Genomic DNA, 26013 nt, shown 5'->3' on the forward strand with positions numbered 1-26013 from the left:
CTTTGCCTAATGAGCATGTTGAGCTGCAAAAGAAAATACATGAATGGATAAGTCTTCATCGTGAGGAAAGTACAGCGTTTCTACAGAAGCTGGTAAGGATGCCTAGTACACAAGGAAATGAGCAGCGGGCGCAATTCCTCATCGCCGACAAATTGCTGGAACTATCGCTCGACGTTGATCTATGGGAACCAGACGGTATGACACTCGCGTCACATTCGTATTTTTGTTCCCCTAGAAATCATTTTATAGGGAGTCCGAATGTGGTTGGAGTTTTGAAAGGTGTCGGAGGTGGACGTTCTCTCTTACTAAATGGTCATATGGATGTTGTGCCTGAAGGAAATCGAGCGCAATGGCATGATGATCCATTTAGCGGCAATGTAGTTGATGGGAAGATGTATGGTCGCGGGGCAACGGATATGAAAGGCGGGAACGTCTCACTGCTTTTGGCGATCGAGGCTATTCAGAGTATCGGAATAAAGTTGAAAGGTGATGTTATTTTCGAAAGTGTCATTGAAGAAGAAAGCGGAGGAGCAGGGACTCTAGCGGCCATTCTAAAAGGATATAAGGCCGATGCGGCTCTCATTCCCGAGCCTACCAATATGGGCATTTTTCCAAAGCAACAAGGCTCCATGTGGTTCCGTATTGAGGTCAAAGGGCGTTCGGCTCATGGTGGAACACGATATGAGGGTGTAAGCGCAATAGAGAAAAGCATCGCTGTCATTCAGCATATTAGGGAGCTTGAAGTAGAACGAAATGCACGGATCACAGATCCATTGTATGCCAATAACCCAATCCCGATCCCTATTAACATTGGCGTTATCCAGGGAGGCAATTGGCCATCGTCCGTATCTGATACGGTTAAGTTGGAGGGGCGCATGGGTGTCTCACCGGAAGAAACACTTGATTGTGCCAAGGAGGAAATGCTTCACTGGATGGCGAGGCTGAGCGAGAAAGATCCTTGGTTTGAAGCACATCCACCAACGGTGGAATGGTTTGGTGCACAATGGGTACCAGGGAGCGTCGATCCTGAACATGCTTTCATGCAGGTGCTTATACAGCAATTCCGTGTGGTTAAACAGGAAGAGCCGACGATAGCAGCCTCGCCCTGGGGGACGGACGGCGGATTGCTCACCCAGCTCGGTGAAACGCCTTGTATTGTTTTCGGCCCGGGGATCACACAAGTTGCCCATTATCCGAATGAGCACATCGTACTGGACCATGTGTTCGAGGCTGCGGAAATTATCGCCTTGACCATCATTCAGTGGTGTGGTTGGGAGGGAATGGAAGGGTAGGGTAGGGTAGGTAATGCGATAGCAAGTTCGTGGTGTTTGGGATCGGAGATAACCTTTTACAGAATTAAAAAGCACCCAATTTGGGTGCTTTTTGTGTATATTTGCTATTTTAACTGTTCTAGGCGGGGTGTTTAGCCCATGATACAACAATAAATGGAAAACCTACAGCTAATTTCAATTCATTCCCGCCAAATCTGAGATTAACTGGAAAATTTCCAGTTATTTCAGCTAATTTGAGGCGTTCTAAGGAGAATATAGCCAAATTAGCTACAGAAAATCCAGTTATTTATCTAAAGTGGGGCTTTTTCGCCAAATTACCTACATGAAATCCAGTTATTTGCCTGACGAGTACCATTCCGTTGAATCACCTGCAGAATACGTAGATACCACCTCGCGATGGCAGAGTTTTCACCAAATTTAGCTGCAGAAAATCCAGCTATTCAACCGGCTGCTCATCTGCGCTCCCTTTCTTCTCTTTCTGCTGAGATTTCATCAATTTGTCCTTCATTTCATCCCTCATCGGACGTCGATCCTTCAACGACAGGTGATCTGGTGTTTCCTGATACGTTTTCCGTCTACCAATTCGGCGCAAATTTTCTGGCACTAAGTTAAATTTTTCATCTTTCATGAGGGCGATAATGCCGGTACTTTCCGACTGTTTTTGGATGCCATACATTTCGTTGAAATATTCATCTGCACGGCCGGGTATATAGTTTTTCGGCTCGGGGTAACCCACGATAACACCTTCGTAGTTGCGTAGAATCACCTTATCCTGACTTTGTGAGATGAGATAGTTTGGTTGAAGTGCGATTTTCCCGCCTCCGCCAGGTGCATCAACGACAAAGGTAGGTACGGCATACCCTGAAGTGTGACCGCGAAGAGATTCAATGATTTCAAGTCCCTTGGAAACTGGTGCACGGAAATGACCGATGCCTTCGGATAAATCGCATTGATAAATGTAATAGGGACGTACACGTATTTTCACCAGCTCATGCATGAGCTTCTTCATAATGTAGGTGCTATCGTTGATGCCCGCGAGAATCACGGATTGATTGCCAAGCGGAACGCCAGCGTTCGCAAGCATTTCGCAAGACTTCTTCGCTTCTTCTGTTATTTCCAAAGGATGATTAAAGTGTGTATTCAACCAGACGGGGTGGTACTTGCGAATGATATTGCACAGATGCTCTGTAATTCGCTGAGGGAAAACAACAGGCGCTCTAGTGCCGATCCGGATGATTTCCACATGGGGGATCGCCCGCAAATTTTTCAAGATATACTCCAGAATATTGTCGTTAATTAATAAGCCATCTCCACCAGACAGCAGCACATCACGTACTTCTGGCGTATTCCGAATGTATGCAATCGCATCATCCAACTGCTTCTTGGGAACGCCCATGCCTACCTGACCTGAGAAACGGCGACGTGTGCAGTACCTGCAATACATGGAACATTGATTTGTTACCAAGAACAGTACGCGATCAGGATAACGATGTGTTAATCCAGGTGTAGGGGAATCTTCATCTTCGAAAAGGGGATCTTCAAGATCGTATTTGGTTTTCAATAATTCGGCGGAAATCGGAACAGATTGCATACGAATAGGGCAGCGTGGATCATCGGGATTCATCAAAGAGGCATAGTATGGCGTAATATTTAAAGGAATGGTTTGCGTTGAAATGCGAACGCCTTCTTCTTCCTCAGGTGTTAAATTCACGACCTTTTTCAGATCATCTAGTGTTCGAATGGTATGTGTTAGCTGCCATAGCCAATCATTCCATTGCTCATCTGTCACATGTTTCCATAGCTCAACTTGTTTCCAGTCACGTCGTTCCATCATTGCACCTCCAACATGGATGTCTTCTCACGATTAGTAAGATGCAAGAAGGATGCCAACATTTCACTTTTTCCAATAAAAAAGAAAAAGACCCCAACAGGAGTCATACTAATCCTATGATATTAGGGCTTCCTTACAATGCCGTAGCGGTTCAGCTTATACTGTAAGGCTTGGCGCTTGATCCCGAGTGCTTGAGCGGTGAGCGTGATGTTATATTGATGTAATGCGAGCGCATCCGTGATGGTTTCTTTTTCCATTTGCTTCACTTTATCAGTTAATCTACTGGTCGGGAAATCTTCTATATGTTCGCTCCGACGAGTGGATTGAAGCGCTGTTGGTAGTGTATTTCCCAATAGATAGGCGGGCAGATGATGATCTTCAATCCTTTCGCATTCCAGCTCCATCATATTATAGGTAGATTCGATCGCATGGCTTAATTCACGAATGTTGCCTGGCCAATGGTAATTCATTAAGGTTGCCAATCCCGATGGAGAGATACCGTTTATTTTCATGCCGAATAAGTGATTGAATTTTTCAATAAAATGGGAAGTGAGGAGCGGAATATCATCTTTTCTGTGTCCTAGAGGAGGTAGGTGCAAATTCACCACGTTGAGTCGGTAATACAGATCGTTTCTAAGCAAGCCTTGGGCCAATGCTTCCTTCGGATCGATGTTCATGGCGGTAATGATGCGGACGTCGACTTGCTGCTCATGAGTTCCACCGACTCGGCGAACGATGCCATCTTGAAGGACTCGCAATAGTTTGGCCTGCAGAAATAAATCCAAGCTATTTAATTCATCTAGAAAAAGTGTTCCCCCATTAGCTTGCTCAAATAATCCAGCACGATCAATCGCGCCAGTAAACGCGCCTCTAGCAGTTCCGAACATAATCCCTTCCATCAGCTCGTTAGGAACTGCTGCACAGTTCTGAGCAATAAACAAGCGGTTCCGACGGGCTCCTGCATTGTGAATGCTCTGGGCGAACAATTCCTTTCCCGTACCGGTAGGTCCTGAGATCAGTACGGGCGAACTCGTGCGAGATGCCTTTTTGGCGAAGGCGATAGTGTGTAAAAAGGACTCGCTCTGGCCAATTAAATCGCTGAAATGGTAACGGGCAGCGCTTGTGTTTTTTTTATCCTTGGATGGTGATTCATAGATTTGATGCCTGAGATCCAGAATTTGATCATGGAGATGAACAATACTCGTGATATCCTTGGCTACCTCTAAAGCGCCGATGATTTCGCCATTTTCCAAGAGCGGGTACGTGCTATTAATAGTCGTAATTCTTTTCCCTGTAACATTCACGTACGTTTGGATTTTTTCGCGGATTTCAATTCCTGTCTGCAGTACTTTCATGAAAGTACTAGTTTCGTTCGTGAGTGAAGGGAAGAGGTCGAAGAAATTATTCCCAATAACTTGTTCCCTTTGTAAACCATCCGTCTCTGCCATCTTCTCGTTATAAAAAATAGTAATTCCCTTGTTATCAATCAGGTGAACACCGACATCAATGATCGTCAACATCTGCTCAAAATATTTAGATCCATAATCGTTCTGCTCGGACATTTGGTTCACCCGCCTCAAGAAGAATGGTTCAGTGGTTCAATTAACAGCTTATGATTGTATGCTTGGAAACATGACACGGACATGATTTGCAGCTCATTTGCATAGAAATCGAGTGAAAAGTGATAACAACGCTTGGATGCATCGACGACGACAATGATAAAAAGGTGGGTTTACTGTGAACACTCAAGTCTATCGGCCCAAGAATCCTGTACGATTTGTTACGGCGTCAGCGCTGTTTGATGGACATGATGCGACCATTCATATTATACGAAGGATTCTGCAAGCATCGGGAGTTGAAGTGATTCATCTAGGTCATAACCGCTCCGCTCAGGAAGTTGTTCATGCTGCGATTCAAGAAGATGTGCAAGGGATTGCAATTAGCACCTATCAAGGAGGTCATATTGAGTATCTGACTTACATGTACGATCTTCTCCAGCAAAAAGATGCCGGGCACATTAAAATATTCGCAGGCGGCGGAGGTGTCATCGTTCCTTCCGAGATCCATCATTTACAGCAATATGGTATTGCCAAAATTTTTTCGCCTGACGATGGTCGAGAGCTTGGTCTACAAGGCATGATCAATCATATGATTCGTGAAGTTGACAACCCAACGCCAAAGAAGGTATCAAATGACATAGATGATCTGCACATTTCGAAAGAAAACCATTGGCGTATAATAGCAAGCTTGATCACTGCGGCTGAAGAAGTCGTTGGCAGCGGACAGTGGGAACAATTGGCACCTATTTTAGCGCAAAAACAAGCTTCTCAAGCACCAGTACTTGGCATCACAGGAACAGGGGGAGCTGGGAAGAGTACACTAATAGATGAGTTGGTCAGACGATTTCTCGCCCGATTTCCCGATAAATGCATCGCAATTATTTCAATTGATCCTTCCAAAATGAAAACAGGAGGAGCACTCCTCAGTGACCGGATCCGCATGAATGCGATCAACAGTTCTCGGGTATATATGCGCAGCTTAGCAACAAGAGGCGCGAAGTCTGAACTGAGCCTTGCAACAAAGGAAGCCATTCAAGTGGTTCAAGCTGCTGGCTATCATTTGGTGGTAGTGGAGACAAGTGGGATTGGACAAGGCGACTCGGCGATTGTCAAGCTATGTGATGTGGCGATGTATGTGATGACAAGTGAATTTGGCGCAGCCACTCAATTGGAGAAAATAGATATGATCGATTACGCCGATATGGTCGTCATTAATAAGTTTGATCGACGTGGCTCGGAGGACGCATTGCGTGATGTACGTAAACAATTCCAGAGAAGTCATGGCTTATTTGATACACCTGCGCAGGAAATGCCTGTATTTGGCACGATAGCAAGTCAGTTTAACGACTGTGGAACAAACGTTCTATTCGAGTTGATGTTGAAGTTTATTGCGGAGAAAACAGGCGGAGATTGGCCTATTGTTGTGAAGGAGAAATTGCAGCCGGTATCAACTAAGCATGTGATCATACCCCCAAACCGTACCGGCTACCTCGGAGACATTGTACAAACGATTCGAACATATAGGCGATTTACTACTGTGCAGGTGGGGATCGCGCGTAAGCTATATCAACTTCGGGGGACGAAAGCGCTGATGCTGTCTGAGCATTCTAGTTTAAATAACTCTGGGGAACAAACAGATGCTATGATTGGCAAAATAGATGACATGATCGCACATTATCAGGCGAATCTTCACCCAACATGTCTCAAGCTGCTTCAAGAATGGCCGCACATTCGTGAAGCTTACTCGCAAGATGAACTCGTCTCTCGCGTTCGAGATCGTGAATTGAGATCTGCCTTGTTTACTGAATCGTTGTCTGGGAGTAAGATTCCTAAAATCAGTTTGCCAAGGTACGAAGATGAAGGGGAAATCCTTCAATGGTTATTGCGAGAAAATTTGCCAGGTTACTTCCCTTACACGGCAGGCGTGTTTCCTTTTAAGCGAACGAGTGAAGAACCTAAGCGTCAATTTGCCGGAGAAGGTACACCTGAGCGCACCAACCGACGATTCCACTATTTATGTCAGAATGAAGAAGCCAAACGATTGTCAACAGCATTTGACAGCGTTACTTTGTACGGCCATGATCCTGACTATCGCCCCGATATTTATGGGAAAATAGGGAACAGCGGAGTAAATGTGTGTACATTAGCAGATATGAATAAACTCTATGCAGGATTTGATTTATGCCATCCTTCCACAAGCGTTTCTATGACCATTAATGGACCTGCGCCGATGATCTTGGCCATGTTCATGAATACGGCAATTCAGCAGCAAGTTGAGAAATTCGTCCAGAACACGGGTATTCAACCTACGGATGATGAGTATGCAGCAATCAAAGCTTGGACGCTTCAAACCGTCCGAGGTACGGTGCAAGCAGATATTTTGAAGGAGGATCAAGGGCAGAACACATGCATTTTCTCAACTGAATTTGCTTTAAAAATGATGGGGGACATGCAGCAATATTTCATTGATCAAAAGGTGCGTAATTACTATTCGGTCAGTATTAGCGGTTATCATATTGCTGAAGCGGGAGCAAACCCCATTACGCAGTTGGCTTTTACATTAGCAAATGGCTTCACATTTCTTGAATATTATTTGAGCCGCGGTATGCATGTTGACGATTTTGCGCCGAATTTATCGTATTTTTTCAGCAATGGACTCGATCCTGAATATACCGTAATGGGCAGAGTTGCACGTCGGATCTGGTCAACGGTCATTCGTAATCAATATGGCGGCAATGAACGCAGTCAGAAGTTAAAGTATCATATTCAAACGTCAGGTCGATCTTTGCATGCCCAGGAGATGGACTTCAATGATATTTGTACCAGCCTGCAGGCGCTCATGGCGATCTACGATAATTGCAATTCCTTACACACGAACGCTTATGATGAAGCGATTACGACACCGACAGAGAATTCTGTGCGCAGGGCGATGGCGATCCAATTAATCATTAATAAGGAATTGGGCTTGATGAAGAATGAGAATCCACTGCAAGGTGCCTTTATTGTGGACGATTTAACGGATCTTGTGGAAGAAGCCGTGTTAGCTGAATTTGAGCGAATTCATGAACGTGGCGGTGTGTTAGGGGCAATGGAAACGCAATATCAACGTGGTAAGATTCAAGAAGAATCCCTCAATTATGAGTATAAAAAGCATGCCGGAGAGCTGCCGATAATTGGGGTAAATACGTTTGTTAAGTCAAGCGAACATCATCCTACGATTGAAATCGAGCTGGCGCGTTCAACCGTTCAGGAGAAGGAATCGCAAATTACTGGGCTGCAAGCCTTTCATGAACAGCACAAGTTGGCATGTCCCGATGCTATTGAACGTTTAAAGCAGGTAGCCCGCCATAACGGGAACCTATTTGAAGAACTGATGGAAACGGTTAAAGTAGCATCGCTGGGGCAAATCACAAATGCGTTATATGAAGTAGGCGGACAATATCGCAGAAATATGTAAATTACAAAAATTTCATAGAATCATATAGCTCATCTGTCCATTCCATGATATATATGAGAAGGTGCCAAAAAAGTTGAATGGAGTGAGATGAATGAGAATCGCCACGCAATTGTATACAGTTCGTAACTATCTACAAACCCCTGAGGATATTCGCGACAGCTTGAAGAAAGTGAAGCAAATGGGGTACCAATCGGTGCAAGCGTCAGGTGTTGGTCCCATTGGTATTCATGAATTTAAAGCGCTTACGGATGAAGCGGGTTTAAGCATTTGTGCTACACATATCGGGTATAACGATTTATTAAACGATATGGATTCCGTCATTGAGAAACATTTGGCCTGGGATTGCAAGTATGTTGGATTAGGTGGACTTCCGCCGGAATTCCGTGAAACGAGCCAAGGCTATGCAGCTTTTGCCAAGCAAGCATCCGATTTTGGCAGACAATTGAAAAGTGCCGGTTTACAGTTCATCTACCATAATCATGATTTCGAATTTGCTAAATATGATGGAAAAACGGGTATGGAGATTTTATTTGACGAGTCTGATCCCGAAGCAGTAGATTTTGAACTAGACGTTTATTGGGTGCAGGCTGGCGGAGCCGATCCCATTGAGTGGATTCGCAAAGTGGACGGACGCATGAAAGTTGTCCATTTCAAGGATATGTGCATAACGCCAGATCGGAAACAGCGTTTCGCTGAAATCGGTGAAGGTAATATGAATTTCAAAGGCATTATTCAAGCCTGCGAAGAAATCGGCGTGGAGTGGGCCGCGGTCGAGCAGGACGACTGCTACGGACGTAATCCGTTCGAAAGTTTGGACATTAGCTTCGCCAACCTTGCTAGTTTAGGATTAAAGGGATAGATTTGCTTGAGTGAATATGGAGCTAGGCGCTTTTGCGCGCTTGGCTCTTTTGTTTGTGGGCAAAATGCTCGCTCGCGTACACCACTAATGGATTTATTCGACTGACTCCTGATTGAAGCTCCGAATAGTCCGAATTTGCTTCGGCCAAATGCTAAAGTGATCTGTAGTACCTAACCGTTCTAACTATTAACTCCGGAGTATATTGTAGGGATAGTACAGGAGTTGTTAGGGAGGTTGATCACAATTGCCTGTATACTTCATGCTCATGCAGCTGCAAGTGTACGATCAGAAATAGGCAGTACAGCAGCAACATGATGCCATATATCGGGTTAAAGCAAACGGAAAGAACGGATATCAATTTTTCTAAAAGGAAGGATCACACATTTCACTCTCCAGTTACCATAAATATGTGTGCGAACTCCTATTCCACGAGGTGTGAGAGTTATGTTATAATCACGGAGTCATAATACCTGGCTTACAACCACACATGGTTGTAGGTCTTTTTTGCAGGAATCTGCTAGATATCGCAATGACAACTTAGGAAAATGCGGAAATTATCAAACAATTGTGATATTGAAAGTAGGTTCATTTATGAATTTTATTCTAATGGCTGCTATGTCTTTGGTGCCTCTGTTTTTAGGAATGTCGTGTAAAATGTTGTTTAAAACGAAACTTACCAATGCCATGGTACTATTCATGTTCTTCATGTCTATATGGCAATTAGATGTCAGTGTGTTATATAGCAACGACGTCATGAATAAGGATTCGATCTTATTTCTGTTCCAGCTCTTGCGAATTGGTTCGATCATGCTTCCTCCAGCTTTTTTGTATGTGGGCTATATTTCTCTAAAATATCTATCCAAAGATGAAGCAAAATGGATGAATCTAATCATAAATAAGTATACACTTATGGCTTATGGCTTGTGGTCTGTATTTATTTATATCATCAATTGGACAGATCTTGGCGTATTAGGGTTAAAGTCGATTCAAGGAATCGGTAATCAGGTAACTATCTTGTACCCAATCTATGGTGAATGGGGCAGTCTATTTGTTAACCACATTAAATTATTAATTGTAAGTATTCTATTGACATTAATTGCAAGTAGGAAAGTGGCGGATAAGTACGTGAGGAATTTCTTGACCTTATTCAGCCTTACCTTTCTATTAACCTATATGATCGGTGTTCTAAACTTACAGGCAGGCACTTTCATTTATTCAAGCCAAATTGCGGTCATGATGTTTTCTATCATTATTTTCTTTATTTTTGTTCATATGAGTACAAGGATGATCAGAGATACTTCTCAAATTCTGAAAAGAAAAGAGAAAGAAGAACAAATTGAAATATCGACTTCTGGACTCATTCATGAAATGAATAATCCACTTACTGTTGTGAAAGGATATTCCGACCTCTTGTCACGAAATGAGGAGTTGGACGGCAGCGCCAAAGGGATGATAAATCATATTGGAATTGCTGGAGACCATATGAACAGTATCCTTATTAACTATAATCAATTTATTAAAAGCGGCAAAATTCAAACGGAGGAAGCTGACATTCTGGATGTACTTAAAGAATCCATAGCCTTGACTTCCATACATACACAAGAAAAGAATGTAAGCATCGAATTCATCTCGCATAAAAATATTATTGTTTCAATAGATAGAGATAAAGTAAGGCAAGTCTTCATCAATTTAATCAATAACAGTATGGATGCCATGGAGAAGTCAGTTCGAAAAGTTCTCAAGATTGACTACTATACGAAGAACAATGAAATTCATATTCTACTCACAGACACGGGCTCTGGTATTCCTGAGGAGGATTGGGATCACATTTTCACACCATTCCATACTACCAAAAAAACAGGTATGGGTTTAGGCTTGTCGATTTCGCAGCGCATTATCAACTCACACGGCGGTTATATTGAAATTGTAAACAGTACGGAAGAAGGTACACAACTGAAAGTGATCATGCCGCTCTGGTCCGAATAACCAAAAAGCTTAGTCTACGGGACATCGCCTCGCAGACTAAGCTTTTTATCATTAACTAACAGCAACTTGGTCATCCTTCAAGTCTTCCTGCATAAGAGGTTTGCTCTTTGATCTGTATACGCCAAGCATTAAACCTGTCCCTAGTGCTGTGCATTCCAGAGGATGTTCAGCGATATGAACGGCAACGCCAGTATCAGCACGTATACGTTCATCAATTCCTTCCAGCAGCGCGCCACCTCCACAAAGCAATATGCCTTGTTCCATGACATCGCCAGCAAGTTCTGGCGGACAAAGCTCTAACGTAGACCTGATAGCCTCGATCAATGCATCCAAGAATTCATTAACTACTGTGTATATTTCACTTGAGACTAATCGGATAGAGCGGGGTAAACCATTAACCAAATCACGACCACGGATCTCTATCGAACGTTCTTCCGTTGCTGTGGTGGCAGTTCCGATTTGCATTTTGATAAGCTCAGCGGTCCGTTCCCCAATTTCCATGTTATATTGACGTTTTACATACTCCATAATATCGCGATCGATGGACAGACCACCGCGGTTGATCGTATGGCTAGCGACGATTCCGCCAAGTGACAACACGGCTACTTGACTTGTACCGCCACCAATATCCAGGACTAAGTGACCTACCGGTTCGTCGAGCATTAGTCCGGCTCCAAGCGCGGCTGCAATAGGTTCCTCGACTGCAATCGCTTTTTTGGCTCCCCGATGGACGATGGTTTCTTCAATCGCTCGTTTTTGCACGTTCGTAATGCCGCACGGCACCGTAATATAAATTTGCGAACTACGAAGAAAAGAGGGTCTACCTTGAATTTTTTTTATAAAATAGTTCAGCATCGTGCTGGTCTTGTCAAAATTAGCAATGACTCCATGTACCAAAGGATACGTGATATCCACATGCGCGGGTGCTCGTCCAATCATCGCTTGTGCTTCGATTCCTGCGGCTAATAATTCACCTGTCTGTTGATTAAATGCGACGACGGAGGGTTCATTAAGCACAATACCTTTACCCTTTTCGAAAATAACTGTGTTGGAAGTACCTAAATCAATCCCAAATAACTTATCGAACTGTTTGAACATTACTTGTTTCCTCCTTTGAATTGTAATTAGGCTTGATGGGGAGGTGGCATTCACGTCTGTATAGTATTCTTGTGCATTTGCAGATTTAAGGGGGCTGACGACAAAGGAAATATTTATGAGACCACGAATAGATAACTAAACCCAAGGTTCGAGCGGGAAATCCAGAGAATAAAGGAGCGTCGGATACAATTAAATGGAACGATGAGAGGGACTTACAATGCGAGTAAACATACAAACAGTTATCGATGCGTTGATATCTCCGGTCGCGAGGCTTGAGCAAACTGTCGATACCTTGAAATTCGGCCATCCAGATACCGAGGTAACCGGAATTGTGATCGCTTTCATGCCGACACAATTCATCATTGAGCAAGCGATTAGAAGCGGAGCCAATTTAATAATTTCTCACGAAGGACCCTTTTTTTCACATCATGATGATACGGCAATTCTGAAAGATGATCCTGTCTATGAGGAAAAGCGACGACTCTTGGAAACATCGGGTATTGCGTTATTCCGGTTCCACGATTACTTACATCGCTATACACCAGATGGTGTCATGGAAGGTTTGATTCAGAAACTCGATTGGATGCCATACGTACATAAGCATCATGCTGCTTTCTCCATCCTGCAAATTCCCACTGAAACTGTATTCAGTATCGCAGAGCATGTGAAGAAACGCCTTGGAATTTCTTTCCTAAGGGCACATGGTAATCGTGAGCTGATGTGTTCGAAAATCGGCGTGCTCGCAGGATATCGTGGTGGTGGTCAGAATACGCTGCCACTATTTGAAAGAGAGCAACTGGATCTAGTTATTTATGGAGAAGGACCTGAATGGGAAACGCCTGAATACGTAAGGGATGCTGTCTATCAAGGAAGACATAAGGCATTAATCGTGCTTGGTCATGCGGAGAGTGAAGAGCCAGGTATGGAATTCCTGGCCAATAAACTTAGAAGCTTGTACCCCGAGATTCCTGTTCACTACGTGAAAGAAAGACCGATTTTCCAAGTATTATAGACAAAATGAAGTCTTTGAAGTCGAATAGCGTGCAGGAACAGGTACTGCTATCCTGCAAGTCCGATTACTTCATAAGGGGGATATCTTTGGTACAAGAGGTCGTTATTACAGCCTATAAATCAGATTGGATTCGAGAGTTCGAGAAAGAAAAGAAGAAGATATCTGAAGCTTTATCGAGCAGTGCCATTCAAATTGAGCATATCGGAAGCACCTCGATCGCTGGGATGCCTGCCAAACCCATCCTAGATATCGCTGTTAGTGTGAATCATCTGGACGAAGCAGACTTATTTATTGAACCTTTAAGAACGCTTGGCTATGAATATGTTCCCAAATTGGAGTTTCCCAATCGTAGGTTTTTTCGAAAGGGAGAGTGTAAGAAGGGCACACATCACCTTCATATTTACGAATGTAGTAGTGACGAATGGGGCAATAACCTTCTCTTCAGGAATTATCTTAGAAGCCATCCAGAGCAAGCAGCAGCTTATGCCGAGCTCAAAAAGCACCTTGCTTCCTTATATGTTGAAGATAGAACGACATATACGCTAAGGAAAGCGCCTTTCATTCAATCAATTATTGAATTGGCCCAAAAAGAGTAGAGCTAAATTCGGTTATTGACCACACCTTATAAAGGAGTTGATTTCATATGCCTGTATACAATTCAGCTTGTGATGTGAATTCTCCACAAAAAGGGCTCCAACTGTCAGAGATTCCTGCACATGACCCTTTTATATTTGCCGATAACCTTACTGGTGTTTATTATTTGTACACAGGTGGATCACCGAGGATTCATGGGATGGAAAGTTATGGTGTCCTCACGTATAAAAGCACGAACCTATCCGAATGGGAAGGTCCTTATATCGTATTCACTGTTCCTGAAGGATGTTGGGCTAATCCGCAGCATGGTGCTTGGGCACCAGAAGTTCATGCGTATAAGGGGCGTTTCTATCTGTTCGTAACCTTACATAATAATGACAGACGATTAGAAGGGGAACCGATTCAAGGGTTTACCAAACATTGGAGAGGGTCCGTAATAGCTGTTAGCGATTCATTGGAAGGCCCTTTTCAACTGTTGAATGAAGAATCCCATGTTCTTCCAGAAACGATGATGACCCTTGACGGAACTTTATATGTAGACGAAGATGAGATACCTTGGATGGTTTACTGTCATGAGTGGATTCAGACCATTGATGGTACAATCGAAGCTGTGAGTTTGAAAGAAGATTTATCCGAAGCGGTTGGTGAACCGATCCAATTGTTCAACGGGTCGGAAGCACTTTGGGAAAACAATGAAGCACTTCCCGATGGCGACATTCGTGTTTATATAACGGATGGCTGCCAATTGTATCGAACTTCAGGTGGTCATCTGATTATGCTGTGGTCCAGTTATCAGGCAGGTAGTTATGTGCAGACCATCGCCCGGTCGATTACCGGTAATTTGAAAGGTCCGTGGGAACAACTTCCTCCTCTTGTGAAAGAAGACAGTGGTCACGGGATGTTGTTCCGTACATTTGAAGGAACCTGGATGCTCATCCTTCATCAACCTTTTCAAATGCCCAAATCAAGATGCAAAGTGTTCGAAATGGTAGACACAGGGGACAGCTTCCAAGTGGTTCGACAAATAGATTAAAGTAACCATGACAACTACGAAGGAGATATATTTATGGCGAAACTACGCTGTGCAATACTAGATGATTACCAGCAAGTAGCTTTGACTTCTGCGGATTGGTCGCAGATCATAGATCAGGTGGAGGTCAAGCGTATCGATCGGTATATCGACCACATGGATGAGCTGGTTGAACAGATCGCAGACTGCGAAATTGTCGTCATTATGCGTGAAAGGACGCCTTTCCGCGCAGCATTACTTGCAAGGCTTCCCAAGCTGAAGTTACTTATAACGACTGGCATGCGCAATGCTTCTGTCGATATGACCGCCGCTGCGTCGCAAGGCATTATCGTATGTGGTACGGGAGGGGCTGGCAATGCCACAGCCGAACTCACGTGGGCGCTGTTATTAGGCCTCGCACGTAACATTGTCACGGAACACAATGCGGTTCGTAATGGACAATGGCAAAGTACGGTTGGCGCAGATTTGTACGGTAAGACACTTGGCGTTATTGGACTCGGTAATCTAGGCACTAAGATTGCCAAATTTGGTCATGCGTTCGGCATGAATGTGATGGCTTGGAGCCAGAATCTAACGAAAGAGCGGGCCGATGAGGTTGGTGTGAGACTAGCAGCTTCTAAAGAAGAGCTGATGGCGAACAGTGATTTCGTGTCAATTCATCTTGTATTAAGTGACAGGACAAGAGGATTGATACGTGAGGAAGACCTTAAGCGGATGCGGCCAACGGCCTATCTCATCAATACGTCAAGAGCTCCGATCGTGGATCAGGCAGCGCTAGCGGAAGCCTTGCAGGGGGGATGGATCGCTGGAGCGGCGGTGGACGTGTTTGAAGTGGAACCATTGCCTAAGGATGATATTTATCGGTCACTCCCGAATCTACTCACCACACCACATATCGGCTATGTAGCCAAAGCGAATTATGAAGCCTTTTACAAACAAGTCGTAGAAGATATTGAAGCTTATTTATCTGGTGAGCCTATTCGAAAGTTAAATTAATTAATACCATTAACTATTAACGAAAGTGACTTAGATAAACGCGATGAACAATCGAAACTAGGAGGGTTGTTCATGGAATACGTGAGAGAAAATGGAACCTGAGACTATGTCTCAGGTTTTTTACATACATATGCATTATGGCGAGATTTGCCCATGAAAAAGGAAATACAGGAATTGTGTGGAAATGGGATGTATAACCAAGTTATGAGGAGTGCATGATGAAACATTTAACGGAAGCCTATGTGGACAGCCTGGCACTCAATAGCAGTGCGATCAAGAATGGCAAAGATTTGGTGAAGAAAAACAGCTTTCCGCTGCTTTGTCAGTCAGAGGATGAAACGATCATTTTTGGGGAGTGCAAGGGAAGCGGTAAGGATCCCTATCAATGTTCAGTCGATGTAATAAAAGAAGGCAATCCCGTCTTCCGGTGCACATGTCCAAGCCGACAATTCCCTTGTAAGCACAATCTTGGATTGATGTACGCATTCACTTCCGGTAAGACATTTACGATTGCCCCCATTCCTCAAGATATTGCTGACAAAAGAGAAAAAGCTGAAAAAAGGGAAGAGAAGCAGAAGGAAGCTACCGCCACGGATGCTCCTGTTCCTAAGCGTAAACCGAACAAGACGGCGCTATTCAAAAAAATAACGGCACAGTTAGAGGGAATAAGTATAGCTGAGAAATTAATTCTCCAACTGGTTACGTCTGGACTTGGCAGCTTGGATAAGAAAGCGCTTCAAACCGCGGATGAGCAAGCGAAACAGTTAGGTAACTACTTCATCCCAGGCATCCAATCATCACTTAGAGAGTTCATCCTGATATTCAGAAGCGAGCAAGAGCGAGAAAAAGTGTACCCTGTTAGCATTGAACAGCTTACAATCTTACATACGCTGCTTAAAAAAAGTAAAGAGTACCTGAGCAGTAGATTGGAGAATCCGGATCTGCCAATCGATGCAGAAACAACATTGGAAGAATGGATAGGACATGCCTGGCAAATCGCCGAGCTTAGAGAACTTTCCCGTATACGCAACGACATTGAGTTGCTGCAATTATCGTTCCGTTCATACTCGGATCCTGCAAGGGGGGAGTACATCGATGAGGGATATTGGGCTGATCTTCAAAGTGGCCAAATCCACCTAACACGAACCTACAGACCATTTCGAGCAGCCAAATATATTCGTGAAGAAGACTCTGTTTTTCAGGTAGTACGTGCGAAAGAACTTGCCGTTTACCCTGGTGAGCTGAATACAAGAGTACGCTTCGAGGAAGCGACATTCCGCGAGGCGGGACCGCATGATTATCACATTATCCAACAATTAGCTTCGAAATCATACACAGAGGTCATTAAACAAGTGAAAAATCTCATCAAGAACCCAATTTCTGACAAGCATCCGGTTGTATTGCTTCATTATTCAGAAATAAAAAAGACAGAAACTAGCTATGTATTAATGGATGAACATGGTAAGCAACTACCCCTTGCCGACATTCCGTATCTTCATGAGCCAACAACCTCATTGATTTCCATGTTAGCGAAGCCTGACCTCGAGAATCGGGTGATGCTTGTCATGTTTGAACATAACTGGGCGAATAATCAGCTTGAGGCACAGCCACTGAGTATAATTTCTGCAAATGAAATCATTCGCATGCTGTATTGATGAATAGAATTAGGAGACGATTCCATGAGTATAGCCATATTATTTGAGCTGCAGCATGAAGTGAGGCGTTTGTTTATCGCAGGGAGCGGGATGGCGGCAGGCGATTTACGTTTGCAGAAAATACTTCCCCAATTAAACAAGCTGGGCGAATCAGCACCGGTTTTTAAGCGAATAGCACAGTCCGTTGGTTTAGTTCTGGAATCGGGAACAAGCAATTCCGCTGAGAAGCTGTTGGAGCTGGGTACACTACTGAACTCGGTACTGTATACACAAGGGAAGACGGAATCACAAGATGAGCTCACCTCTGTAGTGGCAGTTGATACTGCTCGTACACCTCCCACTACGATTCCTTATCGCAAAGTGTATCCGCTGATTGAGGCGTTGACGCAAAAGGGGCAAGGACGAATGGAGCAGCTGCGTCGTGGGCACGAAGAGCAGTTGTATCATGATTTACGCGTAATACCTGCGGCCGTTGCTGCACTGGAAGACAGCTATGCGGAAATCCCAGACTTTCTGCAAAATATGGTAATACCTGCACTCGGCGCGGCAGCGCTTCCTGCTCTGAAGCAGCAATTCAAGTTGGACGGTGGAAAAGGGGATGCCCGACGGCTGGAGCTCCTTCATCGTCTACAACCGGCAGCAGACTTAGAACTGCTTCTACAAGCGGCCAAAGATGGATCGACAGAAGTCCGCTCTATGGCCATAGAGCTTATGAGTGACTTCCCTGAGCAAGCGGATTTCATTCTGGAACAGGCTGATGATAAGAAAAAGGAGATCCGCAGAGCCGCACTGTTCGCCTTGTCTCGTCTTGGAACAGAGGAAGCCATTGCTCGCTTATATAAAGCGCTCAATTCTAAGGATCAAGATATCGCTATTGAGCCGATCCAATTATGCGAAGCAAATGAGCTGACACGAAGCATTATTGATCATGCTGCTGTGATGATTAACCACATTAACCATCGGACGAATGTCGTCGAATCCGCGCAACAATTAATGGCCTATTTACGCAGTTTGCATGGTAAAAGAATGCCTGAGGTCGCTAGCCTATTAGAGCAAATGCTGTCTACGCCTGGCTTTATCGTTCCAGAAACGGAAGCCCTACAGGAGGCTGCTGCGAATTTATTGCTTGAATTGGATCTGCCGGAGGCGAATCATTTCGCAGTTTCGTTGCATAAGGCTTACAACCGCAAGTTCATTTCGTACAGCTTCCGAGCTGCACTACGAATACTGCCTCCTGAGGATGTTTATGAACGATATTGCCATGAACTCCAAGACAAAAAATCATCAGCAGCCAAGGATGTACTTCGTGTTCTGTTCGAGGTGACGCCATCGTTGCCTGCACAATTGTATGCCAATGATGCTGTAGTTTCTTCCGAACTTTCGCAATGGGATCCTAGATGGATGAACCACTTCATACAATTAGATCAGGAAGAGCTGGTATGCAGGTTTGCTCAAGATACAGACCCGAAAGTGACAGCTTATCTCGTTAAGAAGTGTGAAAATCATCAAAAGTTTTCACATTCGCAAACATCGCATTCCTTGCTGATCTTATTCCGTCAGAACGCTCCAGAAGCACCTCAACTTCTCATGAACCTTCTGGAGAAAGGCGGAAATAAGCAATTCTACTACTTGGATCGTATAGAATTGTTACTGATTACTCTGCTGCCTAAGTCTTATGCGGAAAGACTGCGACAATTCGCAGAAGGCTTATCCTATCAGGGCATGAAAAGTCAATTGTTGGATATCGCTGATACCATTGCGGCTAAGCCAGAGTTAGATCCAGAGAAGGAAATGAGAGCTAGTTCAAACTACGGAGAGAAGGGACAGGGATTATGGGGATGGATCAAAAGCAAGATGTCGTAAGATTGCCCTCCGAGAGGCTGTATATTGAAGAATTAGAGGCATTGAAAACGTTAGATCAGGATGCCAAACCTGCTGGCTGGCAGCTCTCTCCGAAAGCCGTGCTTACTTTTCTAACAGGCGGACAAGTGAAAGGGATAACCATCACACCCAAATATATCGGGAATAAAAGATTAGTTGAAATGGCCATCGCTACGTTATTAACAGATCGAGCCTTGATGTTAATTGGGGAGCCAGGGACAGCGAAGTCGTGGCTTTCGGAGAATTTGACAGCTGCAATAACTGGGGATTCCGGCAAGGTCATCCAAGGAACAGCTGGTACGAGCGAGGAGCATATCCGATATTCATGGAATTATGCGATGCTGCTGGCCCAAGGACCTTCTGATCAGGCGATTATTAAAAGCCCTATATTCCGCGCGATGGAAACTGGCCAGATCGCACGATTCGAAGAGATTTCTCGCTGCGCGTCAGAGGTACAGGATGCTCTGATCTCGATTCTATCGGAGAAAACCATATCGATTCCGGAATTGGGTAGAGAGCTATTCGCGTCCAGAGGTTTCTCCATCATCGCGACGGCCAACACGCGTGACCGTGGCGTGAATGAGATGTCAGCGGCATTGAAGCGCCGCTTTAACATCATTGTGCTTCCGTCACCATCGGAGATCGAGACGGAAGTAGAGATTGTTCGCAAGCGGGTCAGCGAAATCTCGGCCAGCTATGAACTGAAGGCGACACTTCCGGACGAGGAGGCGGTGCGGAAAGTTGTGACGATTTTCCGCGAGTTGAGAAGCGGGATGACGCTTGACGGCAAAGAGAAGGTGAAAGGGCCGAGCGGGGTTATCTCGACAGCTGAAGCGATTTCACTGCTGACTGGCAGTATGGCACTTGCTGGAAGCTTTGGCAGCGGCCGCATCAGTGAGGAAGATATCGCAGCAGGGCTCCAAGGTGCGATTGTCAAGGACGAAGAGAAGGATCGCGTCGTATGGAAAGAATATCTTGAAAATGTGATGAAAAAGCGGGGATCGACATGGAGAAATCTGTACTTCGCGTGTTCGGAGATGAACAATTAAACAATAGTCCGGGGTTTCATGTATTCGGTATTCGTCATCTATCGCCAGCAGGGGCGCTTCATCTTGTAGCTTTTTTAGAAGAAATAAAGCCTACGATTGTACTTATAGAAGGACCTAGCGATGCAAGTCATTTGATTCGTGAATTGTCATCACATGGGGTTGTGCCGCCGATTGCCATATTAGCTTACACCGATGGGCTGCCGGTAAGGACACTCTTATATCCGTATGCCAATTATTCGCCGGAATATCAGGCCTTTGTGTGGGCAAGCCGTAATCAGGCACAAGCAGCTTTTATTGATTTACCGTCTGTGCATGCTTTGGCGTTATATGAACAGCGGCAGCTTAAGCGAGCTGTAAGGGATTCTCAATCGCAAGAGCGAGAAGACTTTTCCATGTATGCTACGGAACAAAGCAATCTATATCAACGAATCGCTGAACTGTCCGAGGAGCCGGACTATGAGGCGTATTGGGAACGGCATTTTGAACATAATTTGAATAAAGATGCGTATCGGCAAAGTATTCATCAGTTTTCTGTGCAAATGCGTGAGCTTACTTCAAGGCAGGAGATGCAGCTTGCCCCACAAGAAACAGCATACAATGAAATCCGGGAAGCATATATGAGGCGTAAAATTCAAGATGCCATAGCGGATGGTCATGCCCCGGATAAAATTGTTGTCGTCACTGGTGCACATCACGCCTCAGCGATGAATTTACAAGCCCCAGCAATGACGGATGAAGAGTTAAAAGGTTTGCCACAAACAACAACAAAACTGACGCTGATGCCTTACTCGTACTATAAGCTGTCTTCGCATTCTGGATATGGTGCTGGGAATCAGGCTCCTGCGTATTATGAACTGTTTTGGCAGTGTCTGCAAAGCGGAGATCTTCACAAGCTGCCTGCACTTTATTTCTCACAAGTAGCGGCTTATCTACGAGCTAATGGCACTTATCGGTCTACCGCATCGCTTATCGAGGCTGTAAGGCTTGCAGAGGCGCTTGCCTCCATGCATGACGGGAACTTACCGACCTGGAAAGATTTGCGCGACGCGGCGATCGTATGCCTTGGTTTTGGCGAGCTTTCGACGATTGCTGAGGCATTGGCAAGAACTGATGTTGGCACGGCCATTGGTCGTTTACCCGAAGGCGTTAGTCAAACGCCAATTCAAGACGATCTGAATAGAGAGCTTAAGAGACTTAAGCTTGATAAGTACAAAACAGCGGTAGCCACGACGCTAGAGCTGGACTTGCGGGAAAACCGAAGAGTGAAGTCTGAGGAAGCAGCGTATCTGGACTTAAAGCGTTCTGTTCTTCTACAGCGATTGGAACTGCTAGGTATTCAGTTTGCCAGGAAGGAACGTGTCCATCAATCCTCAGCTTCCTGGGCAGAGAATTGGGTGCTTCGTTGGACGCCAGAAGCCGAAATTCAGGCGGTGGAGTCCACCTTAAAGGGAGAGACCATCGAGCTGGCAGCAGCTTTCGTACTTAAGGAGAAGCTTGAGGCGTGCGCAGACATCGCGGAAGCTTCACACATGATTCGTATTGCCTGCGACTGTAATTTAACTGAGCTCATGGATCAAGCTATAACCACGCTGCAAGGTCTTGCCATTGACGCGGGCAACTTTGAACAGATAGCTGGCGCAGCTTATGAACTATCCGTTCTGATCCGATATGGATCTATTCGCCGCATTGAAACAGAAACGTTAGTTCCGCTGCTCCAGCAGCTGTTCCTTCGGGGAACGCTATTGCTTGTCGATGCTTCTGGCTGCAACGATGATGCTGCTGGGGGCATGGTGCGGGGGATTCAGTCGCTCCATACCGTTGCTCAAGAACATTATAACCAAGTCGATGACGGGTTATGGATCAACAAACTGCAGGATTTGGCTTCACGTGATGATCGGAATGCGAAGTTGTCAGGCTTCGCCTTCGCTATACTGCTTGAACGTAATGAGATCGCGGATGAACAGGTCGAACGGGAGGTTTCGCGCCGACTGTCTCCTGGGATTCCCGTCGATTTAGGTGCAGGATGGTTCGAAGGGATGTCCATGCGTAACCGATATGCCCTATTATCAAGAGTGACACTGTGGCAACAACTAGATAGGTATATCGGTTCGTTAGAGAAGGACGCCTTCCATCGCTCGCTTGTCTTTCTGCGCCGAGCTTTCAGCTCATTCGAGCCTAGAGAGAAGGCGGCAGTGGCTGAAATGATGGGAGATATTTGGGGTGTAGGTGCAGATACAGCAGGTGCTGCTTTACAGCAACCTTTAAGTGAGGAAGAGAAGGAGAAGCTGGATGAGCTCAATGAATTTGATTTTGGGGATTTGTAGCCTATGACAATGATCAATCAAGAGCAAATGAAACGTTGGCGCTTGATATTGGGCGCAGCTTCCGAAGAGAAGCTGCAGTCGTACGGCGCAGGAGAAGTTATGCTCGACGAAGAGTCTCGTCTAATGGATGAAGCACTCGCAGCCATTTATGATGACACGGGCGGAGCCATCGCAGAGGATGCCTACCAGACCGGCAATTCACGTAAAGCAGCCGGACTAGGGCCATCGTCACCCAAGCTTGCCAAGTGGCTTGGCGATATCCGTACCTTTTTCCCTCCAGATGTCGTTTCTGTCATTCAGTCAGATGCTATCGAGCGCAAGGGATTGAAGCAGTTGCTCTTTGAGCCGGAACTGCTTTCTCAAGTAAAGCCGGACATTCAGATGGTCGCGACATTAATGGCGCTCAAAGGCAAAATACCAGAGAAAACGAAAGATACTGCGAGACAACTCGTAAAAGCGGTTGTCGATGAAATCGTGAAACGACTTTCACAGGATTTACGACGCGCTGTTACTGGTGCGCTCAACCGGAGACAGCATTCACCACTCCCATCTGCTTCGGGTTTGGACTGGAACACAACCATCCGCAAGAATTTGAAGAACTACAACCAAGAGAGGGGACTCTTGCTGCCAGATAAGGTATATTTCTTCGACCGCGCAAGGCGGAGTAAGGAGTGGACAGTCATCCTAGATATCGACCAGAGCGGTTCCATGGCGGGCTCAGTCATTTATGCTTCTATAATTGGTTCGATCTTCGCCAGTATGCCTGCGTTGGATACGCGTGTGGTGGCTTTTGACACAGAGGTTGTGGATTTAAGTGAACAATGTGCAACGGATCCCGTTGACATGTTGTTTGGGATTCAGCTTGGCGGGGGGACGGATATTAACAAATCCCTTGCTTATTGCTCTTCTTTTATAGCAGAGCCGAAGAAAACGTTGTTTATCCTGGTCTCGGATCTCTATGAAGGCGGCAACCGTACTGAGATGATACAAAGATTGATCGACATGCACCAATCTGGTGTGAAAACAATCTGTTTACTTGCTTTAACAGACCAAGGTGTTCCTTCCTACGACGATGTTGTTGCGAAAAAGCTGGCTCAGCATGGCATTCCATGTTTTGGCTGTTCACCAGATAAGCTGCCTGAGTTGATTGAGGGCGCCTTGAAAGGGCAAGACCTTGCAATGCTTGCTGAACGCGTGAAGCAGGGGCAGAAGTAGTAAAATTAAATCCATTTATTCATTAGGCGCACAGGAGAGTTGAGAAATTCCCATGTATTTCCGACACGCGCAAAAAATAACCGACCGAGCATCAACTCAGTCGGTTATTTCTATTTCTGCGACCTTCAACTGCCCCGCATAGAAGCCCTATACATGGTCGGTGAAATCTCCACAAGCTTAAGGAAATTACGACTAAAGCTAGCGAACGATTCATAACCGACTTCAAACGCGATATCCGTTACCTTCATTTCGGTTGTAGCTAACAAACTACAGGCGTGTCGGATCCGAGTTTCCTGAAGCAAGGTTACGAAGGTCACACCAAGATGTTGGGATAAGATTTGCGTCACCCTCGATGGATGACAATGGAAATGGGCGCCGATCAACTCCAACGTGAGCGGGTCACGATAGCGAGTATGAATGTAACGTAATATTGCCCATGGCAATGCGGTTTTTGATGGCAATTCAGATACATTCGGCTGATCTTCTGAGCGGCTCGGATGAAGCCTGTGAAGAAATGCCAGTATGCGTTGGAGTTCTCCTTTTAAGAGTAGAGCCTGCCAAATATCAGTGGATTGTTCATATTCACGCAGCATGCCATGCAGTTTCTGTCTGACGAGCTCACATTGTTCAGCATTCAAGTCATAATGTGTGAGGAAAGGATTATGATCCGAGAGGAGCAAGCGCTCTGCAGGATCCCCAAGCAGCTCTAAGCCAAACATACAGTTGAACAGAATGAGTGGACAACCTGGGTTCGCAGTGATTTCATGCACTTGATAAGGAAGCAATAGGGTAAAGGTTCCTGGTTGCATGGGATGGACTTGCCCGTTAACAGTTTCATATCCATAACCCTCAACAACCAAAGAGAACTCCAGGAAATCATGACGATGGCTGGGAAAATGCTGATCAACCCGATTAATGGAAAGATGAAATGGAAATGCACCGATATTGGGATAATCCGATAACTGCTTATTGATGGGAAATGTCATGAGAATCACAGCCTATTCAAGAAATGAGAGGTTTGTTCAAGGATTGATAGGTATAGTAAGCACACCTATTGTAACCTATTGATAGATAAGATTGAAGGAGGAACTCTCATGACATTAACCATTGGTTCATTAACGTCAAGTTCTGTTATTACAAGACATCCTGCTAATCCCATCCTAACGGCAGATTCCGTGCCCTATCCTACAGCGCTTACATTCAATGCAGGTGTTACCAAATTCCAAGGCCAATATATCATGGTGTTCCGTAATGACCACGGCTCCGTGAAAGATCAAACGTTAGAGCCATCGCATACGACAGATCTAGGCCTTGCCTACAGCAAAGACGGCATACATTGGGATGTACAGTCGAAACCATGTTGGAAGCTGTATGATGAGGAAATCACACGCGTTTATGACCCTCGACTGACCGTGATGGACGGTCGGGTTTACATGTGCTTCGCAGTAGATACGCGCCACGGTGTTCGAGGTGGGATAGCGGTAACGGATGACTTTGATAAGTTTGATATTTTGTCCATGTCAGCACCTGACAACCGGAATATGGTACTGTTTCCTGAGAAAATTAATGGCAATTATGTTCGTCTGGAACGTCCTTTCCCAGTTTACAGTCGTGGGAAAGATCAATTTGACATTTGGCTTTCACAATCGCCTGATCTTAAATACTGGGGAGAAACGGATCTCGTCCTAGGTGTTGAGCATGTGCCGTATGCGAATGATAAAATTGGTCCTGCCGCACCTCCAATTCGTACATCCAAGGGATGGCTAACGACGATCCATGCCGTTGATATCGATCCAAACCGTGGTAAAAATGGCTGGGAGTCGACGTGGAAAAAGCGCTATACCGCAGGTATTATGCTGCTTGATTTGGATAACCCGAAGAAGGTTATCGGACTGTATAAGGAGCCATTACTAGCACCCGAAGTTAGCTATGAAACGGATGGCGGCTTCCGGAATGATGTCATTTTCCCAGGTGGTATGATTCTAGAAGATGATGGTGAAGTGAAAATCTATTATGGAGCAGCAGATACCGTTGAATGTTTGGCAACTGCACATGTGGATGATTTGGTGAAGTTATGTTTGGAAGGAAATAAATAGCGCCTGTTGACATTTGTTGATGAAGATGTAAGAATGAGTTAACTGAATGTTCGAACAAATTCATTGACGAGAAAGAGTA

The 26013-nt window shown here is 45.0% G+C and carries 18 protein-coding genes and 1 other annotated feature (1 of these 19 running past the window's edge); of the genes, 14 read left to right on the top strand and 4 right to left on the bottom strand.

Annotated features, from left to right (window positions below; translation table 11 throughout):
- The first annotated feature begins 2 nt into the window (after positions 1 to 2).
- The gene (locus tag ASG89_RS07990) at positions 3 to 1292 is read left to right on the top strand and encodes a peptidase (protein WP_414813251.1); all 1290 of its coding nucleotides are present in this window, start codon (positions 3 to 5) and stop codon (positions 1290 to 1292) included.
- Between the two features lie 436 nt (positions 1293 to 1728).
- Here ASG89_RS07990 and ablA read toward each other — a convergent pair whose 3' ends face one another.
- Both ablA and ASG89_RS08000 read right to left on the bottom strand, forming a co-directional pair.
- A complete protein-coding gene (gene ablA, locus ASG89_RS07995) occupies positions 1729 to 3126 on the bottom strand; it encodes a lysine 2,3-aminomutase (RefSeq protein WP_157276563.1) in 1398 nt (465 codons plus the stop codon).
- 119 nt (positions 3127 to 3245) lie between these two features.
- The gene (locus ASG89_RS08000; RefSeq protein WP_057310070.1) at positions 3246 to 4685 is read right to left on the bottom strand and encodes a sigma-54 interaction domain-containing protein; all 1440 of its coding nucleotides are present in this window, start codon (positions 4683 to 4685) and stop codon (positions 3246 to 3248) included.
- 175 nt (positions 4686 to 4860) lie between these two features.
- On the opposite strand from ASG89_RS08000, the gene icmF reads away from it, so the two are divergent.
- From icmF to ASG89_RS08015, 3 genes are all read left to right on the top strand, one after another.
- Positions 4861 to 8139 (top strand): fused isobutyryl-CoA mutase/GTPase IcmF, encoded by a 3279-nt coding sequence (gene icmF / locus ASG89_RS08005; protein ID WP_057310071.1) that lies wholly within the window; start codon positions 4861 to 4863, stop codon positions 8137 to 8139.
- Positions 8140 to 8230: 91 nt separating this feature from the next.
- On the top strand, positions 8231 to 8998 hold the full coding sequence (locus tag ASG89_RS08010; protein ID WP_057310072.1) for a sugar phosphate isomerase/epimerase family protein: 768 nt from the start codon (positions 8231 to 8233) through the stop codon (positions 8996 to 8998).
- A 654-nt stretch (positions 8999 to 9652) separates the two neighbouring features.
- Complete coding sequence (locus tag ASG89_RS08015) at positions 9653 to 10984, top strand: sensor histidine kinase (RefSeq protein ID WP_057310073.1); 1332 nt, start codon at positions 9653 to 9655, stop codon at positions 10982 to 10984.
- A 51-nt stretch (positions 10985 to 11035) separates the two neighbouring features.
- On the opposite strand, the gene ASG89_RS08020 is transcribed toward ASG89_RS08015, so the two are convergent.
- The gene (locus tag ASG89_RS08020; RefSeq protein WP_057310074.1) at positions 11036 to 12082 is read right to left on the bottom strand and encodes a rod shape-determining protein; all 1047 of its coding nucleotides are present in this window, start codon (positions 12080 to 12082) and stop codon (positions 11036 to 11038) included.
- 217 nt (positions 12083 to 12299) lie between these two features.
- Between ASG89_RS08020 and ASG89_RS08025 the strand changes: the two genes are divergently transcribed.
- The 9 genes from ASG89_RS08025 to ASG89_RS08065 all read left to right on the top strand — a co-directional run bounded on the left by ASG89_RS08025 (position 12300) and on the right by ASG89_RS08065 (position 23838).
- Positions 12300 to 13094: a Nif3-like dinuclear metal center hexameric protein gene (locus tag ASG89_RS08025; RefSeq protein ID WP_057310075.1), complete on the top strand. Its 795-nt coding sequence runs from the start codon at positions 12300 to 12302 to the stop codon at positions 13092 to 13094.
- Between the two features lie 5 nt (positions 13095 to 13099).
- On the top strand, positions 13100 to 13690 hold the full coding sequence (locus ASG89_RS08030; RefSeq protein ID WP_321166483.1) for a GrpB family protein: 591 nt from the start codon (positions 13100 to 13102) through the stop codon (positions 13688 to 13690).
- A 47-nt stretch (positions 13691 to 13737) separates the two neighbouring features.
- Positions 13738 to 14721, top strand: a complete 984-nt coding sequence (locus ASG89_RS08035) for a glycoside hydrolase family 43 protein (RefSeq protein WP_057310077.1) — start codon at positions 13738 to 13740, stop codon at positions 14719 to 14721.
- A 33-nt stretch (positions 14722 to 14754) separates the two neighbouring features.
- Complete coding sequence (locus ASG89_RS08040; protein WP_057310078.1) at positions 14755 to 15714, top strand: D-2-hydroxyacid dehydrogenase family protein; 960 nt, start codon at positions 14755 to 14757, stop codon at positions 15712 to 15714.
- Between the two features lie 215 nt (positions 15715 to 15929).
- Positions 15930 to 17369, top strand: a complete 1440-nt coding sequence (locus tag ASG89_RS08045) for an SWIM zinc finger family protein (RefSeq protein ID WP_321166484.1) — start codon at positions 15930 to 15932, stop codon at positions 17367 to 17369.
- 24 nt (positions 17370 to 17393) lie between these two features.
- Positions 17394 to 19232 carry a HEAT repeat domain-containing protein gene (locus ASG89_RS08050; protein ID WP_057310080.1) on the top strand — a complete coding sequence of 613 codons (1839 nt, stop codon included), beginning with the start codon at positions 17394 to 17396 and terminating at the stop codon, positions 19230 to 19232.
- Positions 19208 to 20299, top strand: a complete 1092-nt coding sequence (locus tag ASG89_RS08055; RefSeq protein WP_057310118.1) for an ATP-binding protein — start codon at positions 19208 to 19210, stop codon at positions 20297 to 20299. Before ASG89_RS08050 ends, ASG89_RS08055 begins: the two co-directional genes overlap by 25 nt.
- The gene (locus tag ASG89_RS08060) at positions 20257 to 22623 is read left to right on the top strand and encodes a DUF5682 family protein (protein ID WP_057310081.1); all 2367 of its coding nucleotides are present in this window, start codon (positions 20257 to 20259) and stop codon (positions 22621 to 22623) included. The genes ASG89_RS08055 and ASG89_RS08060 overlap by 43 nt, the downstream gene beginning before the upstream one ends.
- A 3-nt stretch (positions 22624 to 22626) precedes the next feature.
- Entirely contained in the window at positions 22627 to 23838 is a 1212-nt protein-coding gene (locus ASG89_RS08065) for a VWA domain-containing protein (protein ID WP_057310082.1), read from the top strand.
- Positions 23839 to 23963: 125 nt separating this feature from the next.
- On the opposite strand, the gene ASG89_RS08070 is transcribed toward ASG89_RS08065, so the two are convergent.
- Positions 23964 to 24824, bottom strand: coding sequence for a helix-turn-helix transcriptional regulator (locus ASG89_RS08070; protein WP_057310083.1), 861 nt, complete (start codon positions 24822 to 24824; stop codon positions 23964 to 23966).
- 108 nt (positions 24825 to 24932) lie between these two features.
- Here ASG89_RS08070 and ASG89_RS08075 point away from each other — a divergent pair, with 108 nt between their 5' ends.
- Entirely contained in the window at positions 24933 to 25934 is a 1002-nt protein-coding gene (locus tag ASG89_RS08075; RefSeq protein WP_082592879.1) for a glycoside hydrolase family 130 protein, read from the top strand.
- 54 nt (positions 25935 to 25988) lie between these two features.
- Positions 25989 to 26013: a binding site (T-box leader), on the top strand (it continues 231 nt past the right edge of the window).

It is taken from the genome of Paenibacillus sp. Soil766 (genome assembly GCF_001428105.1).
GTDB lineage: Bacteria > Bacillota > Bacilli > Paenibacillales > NBRC-103111 > Paenibacillus_E.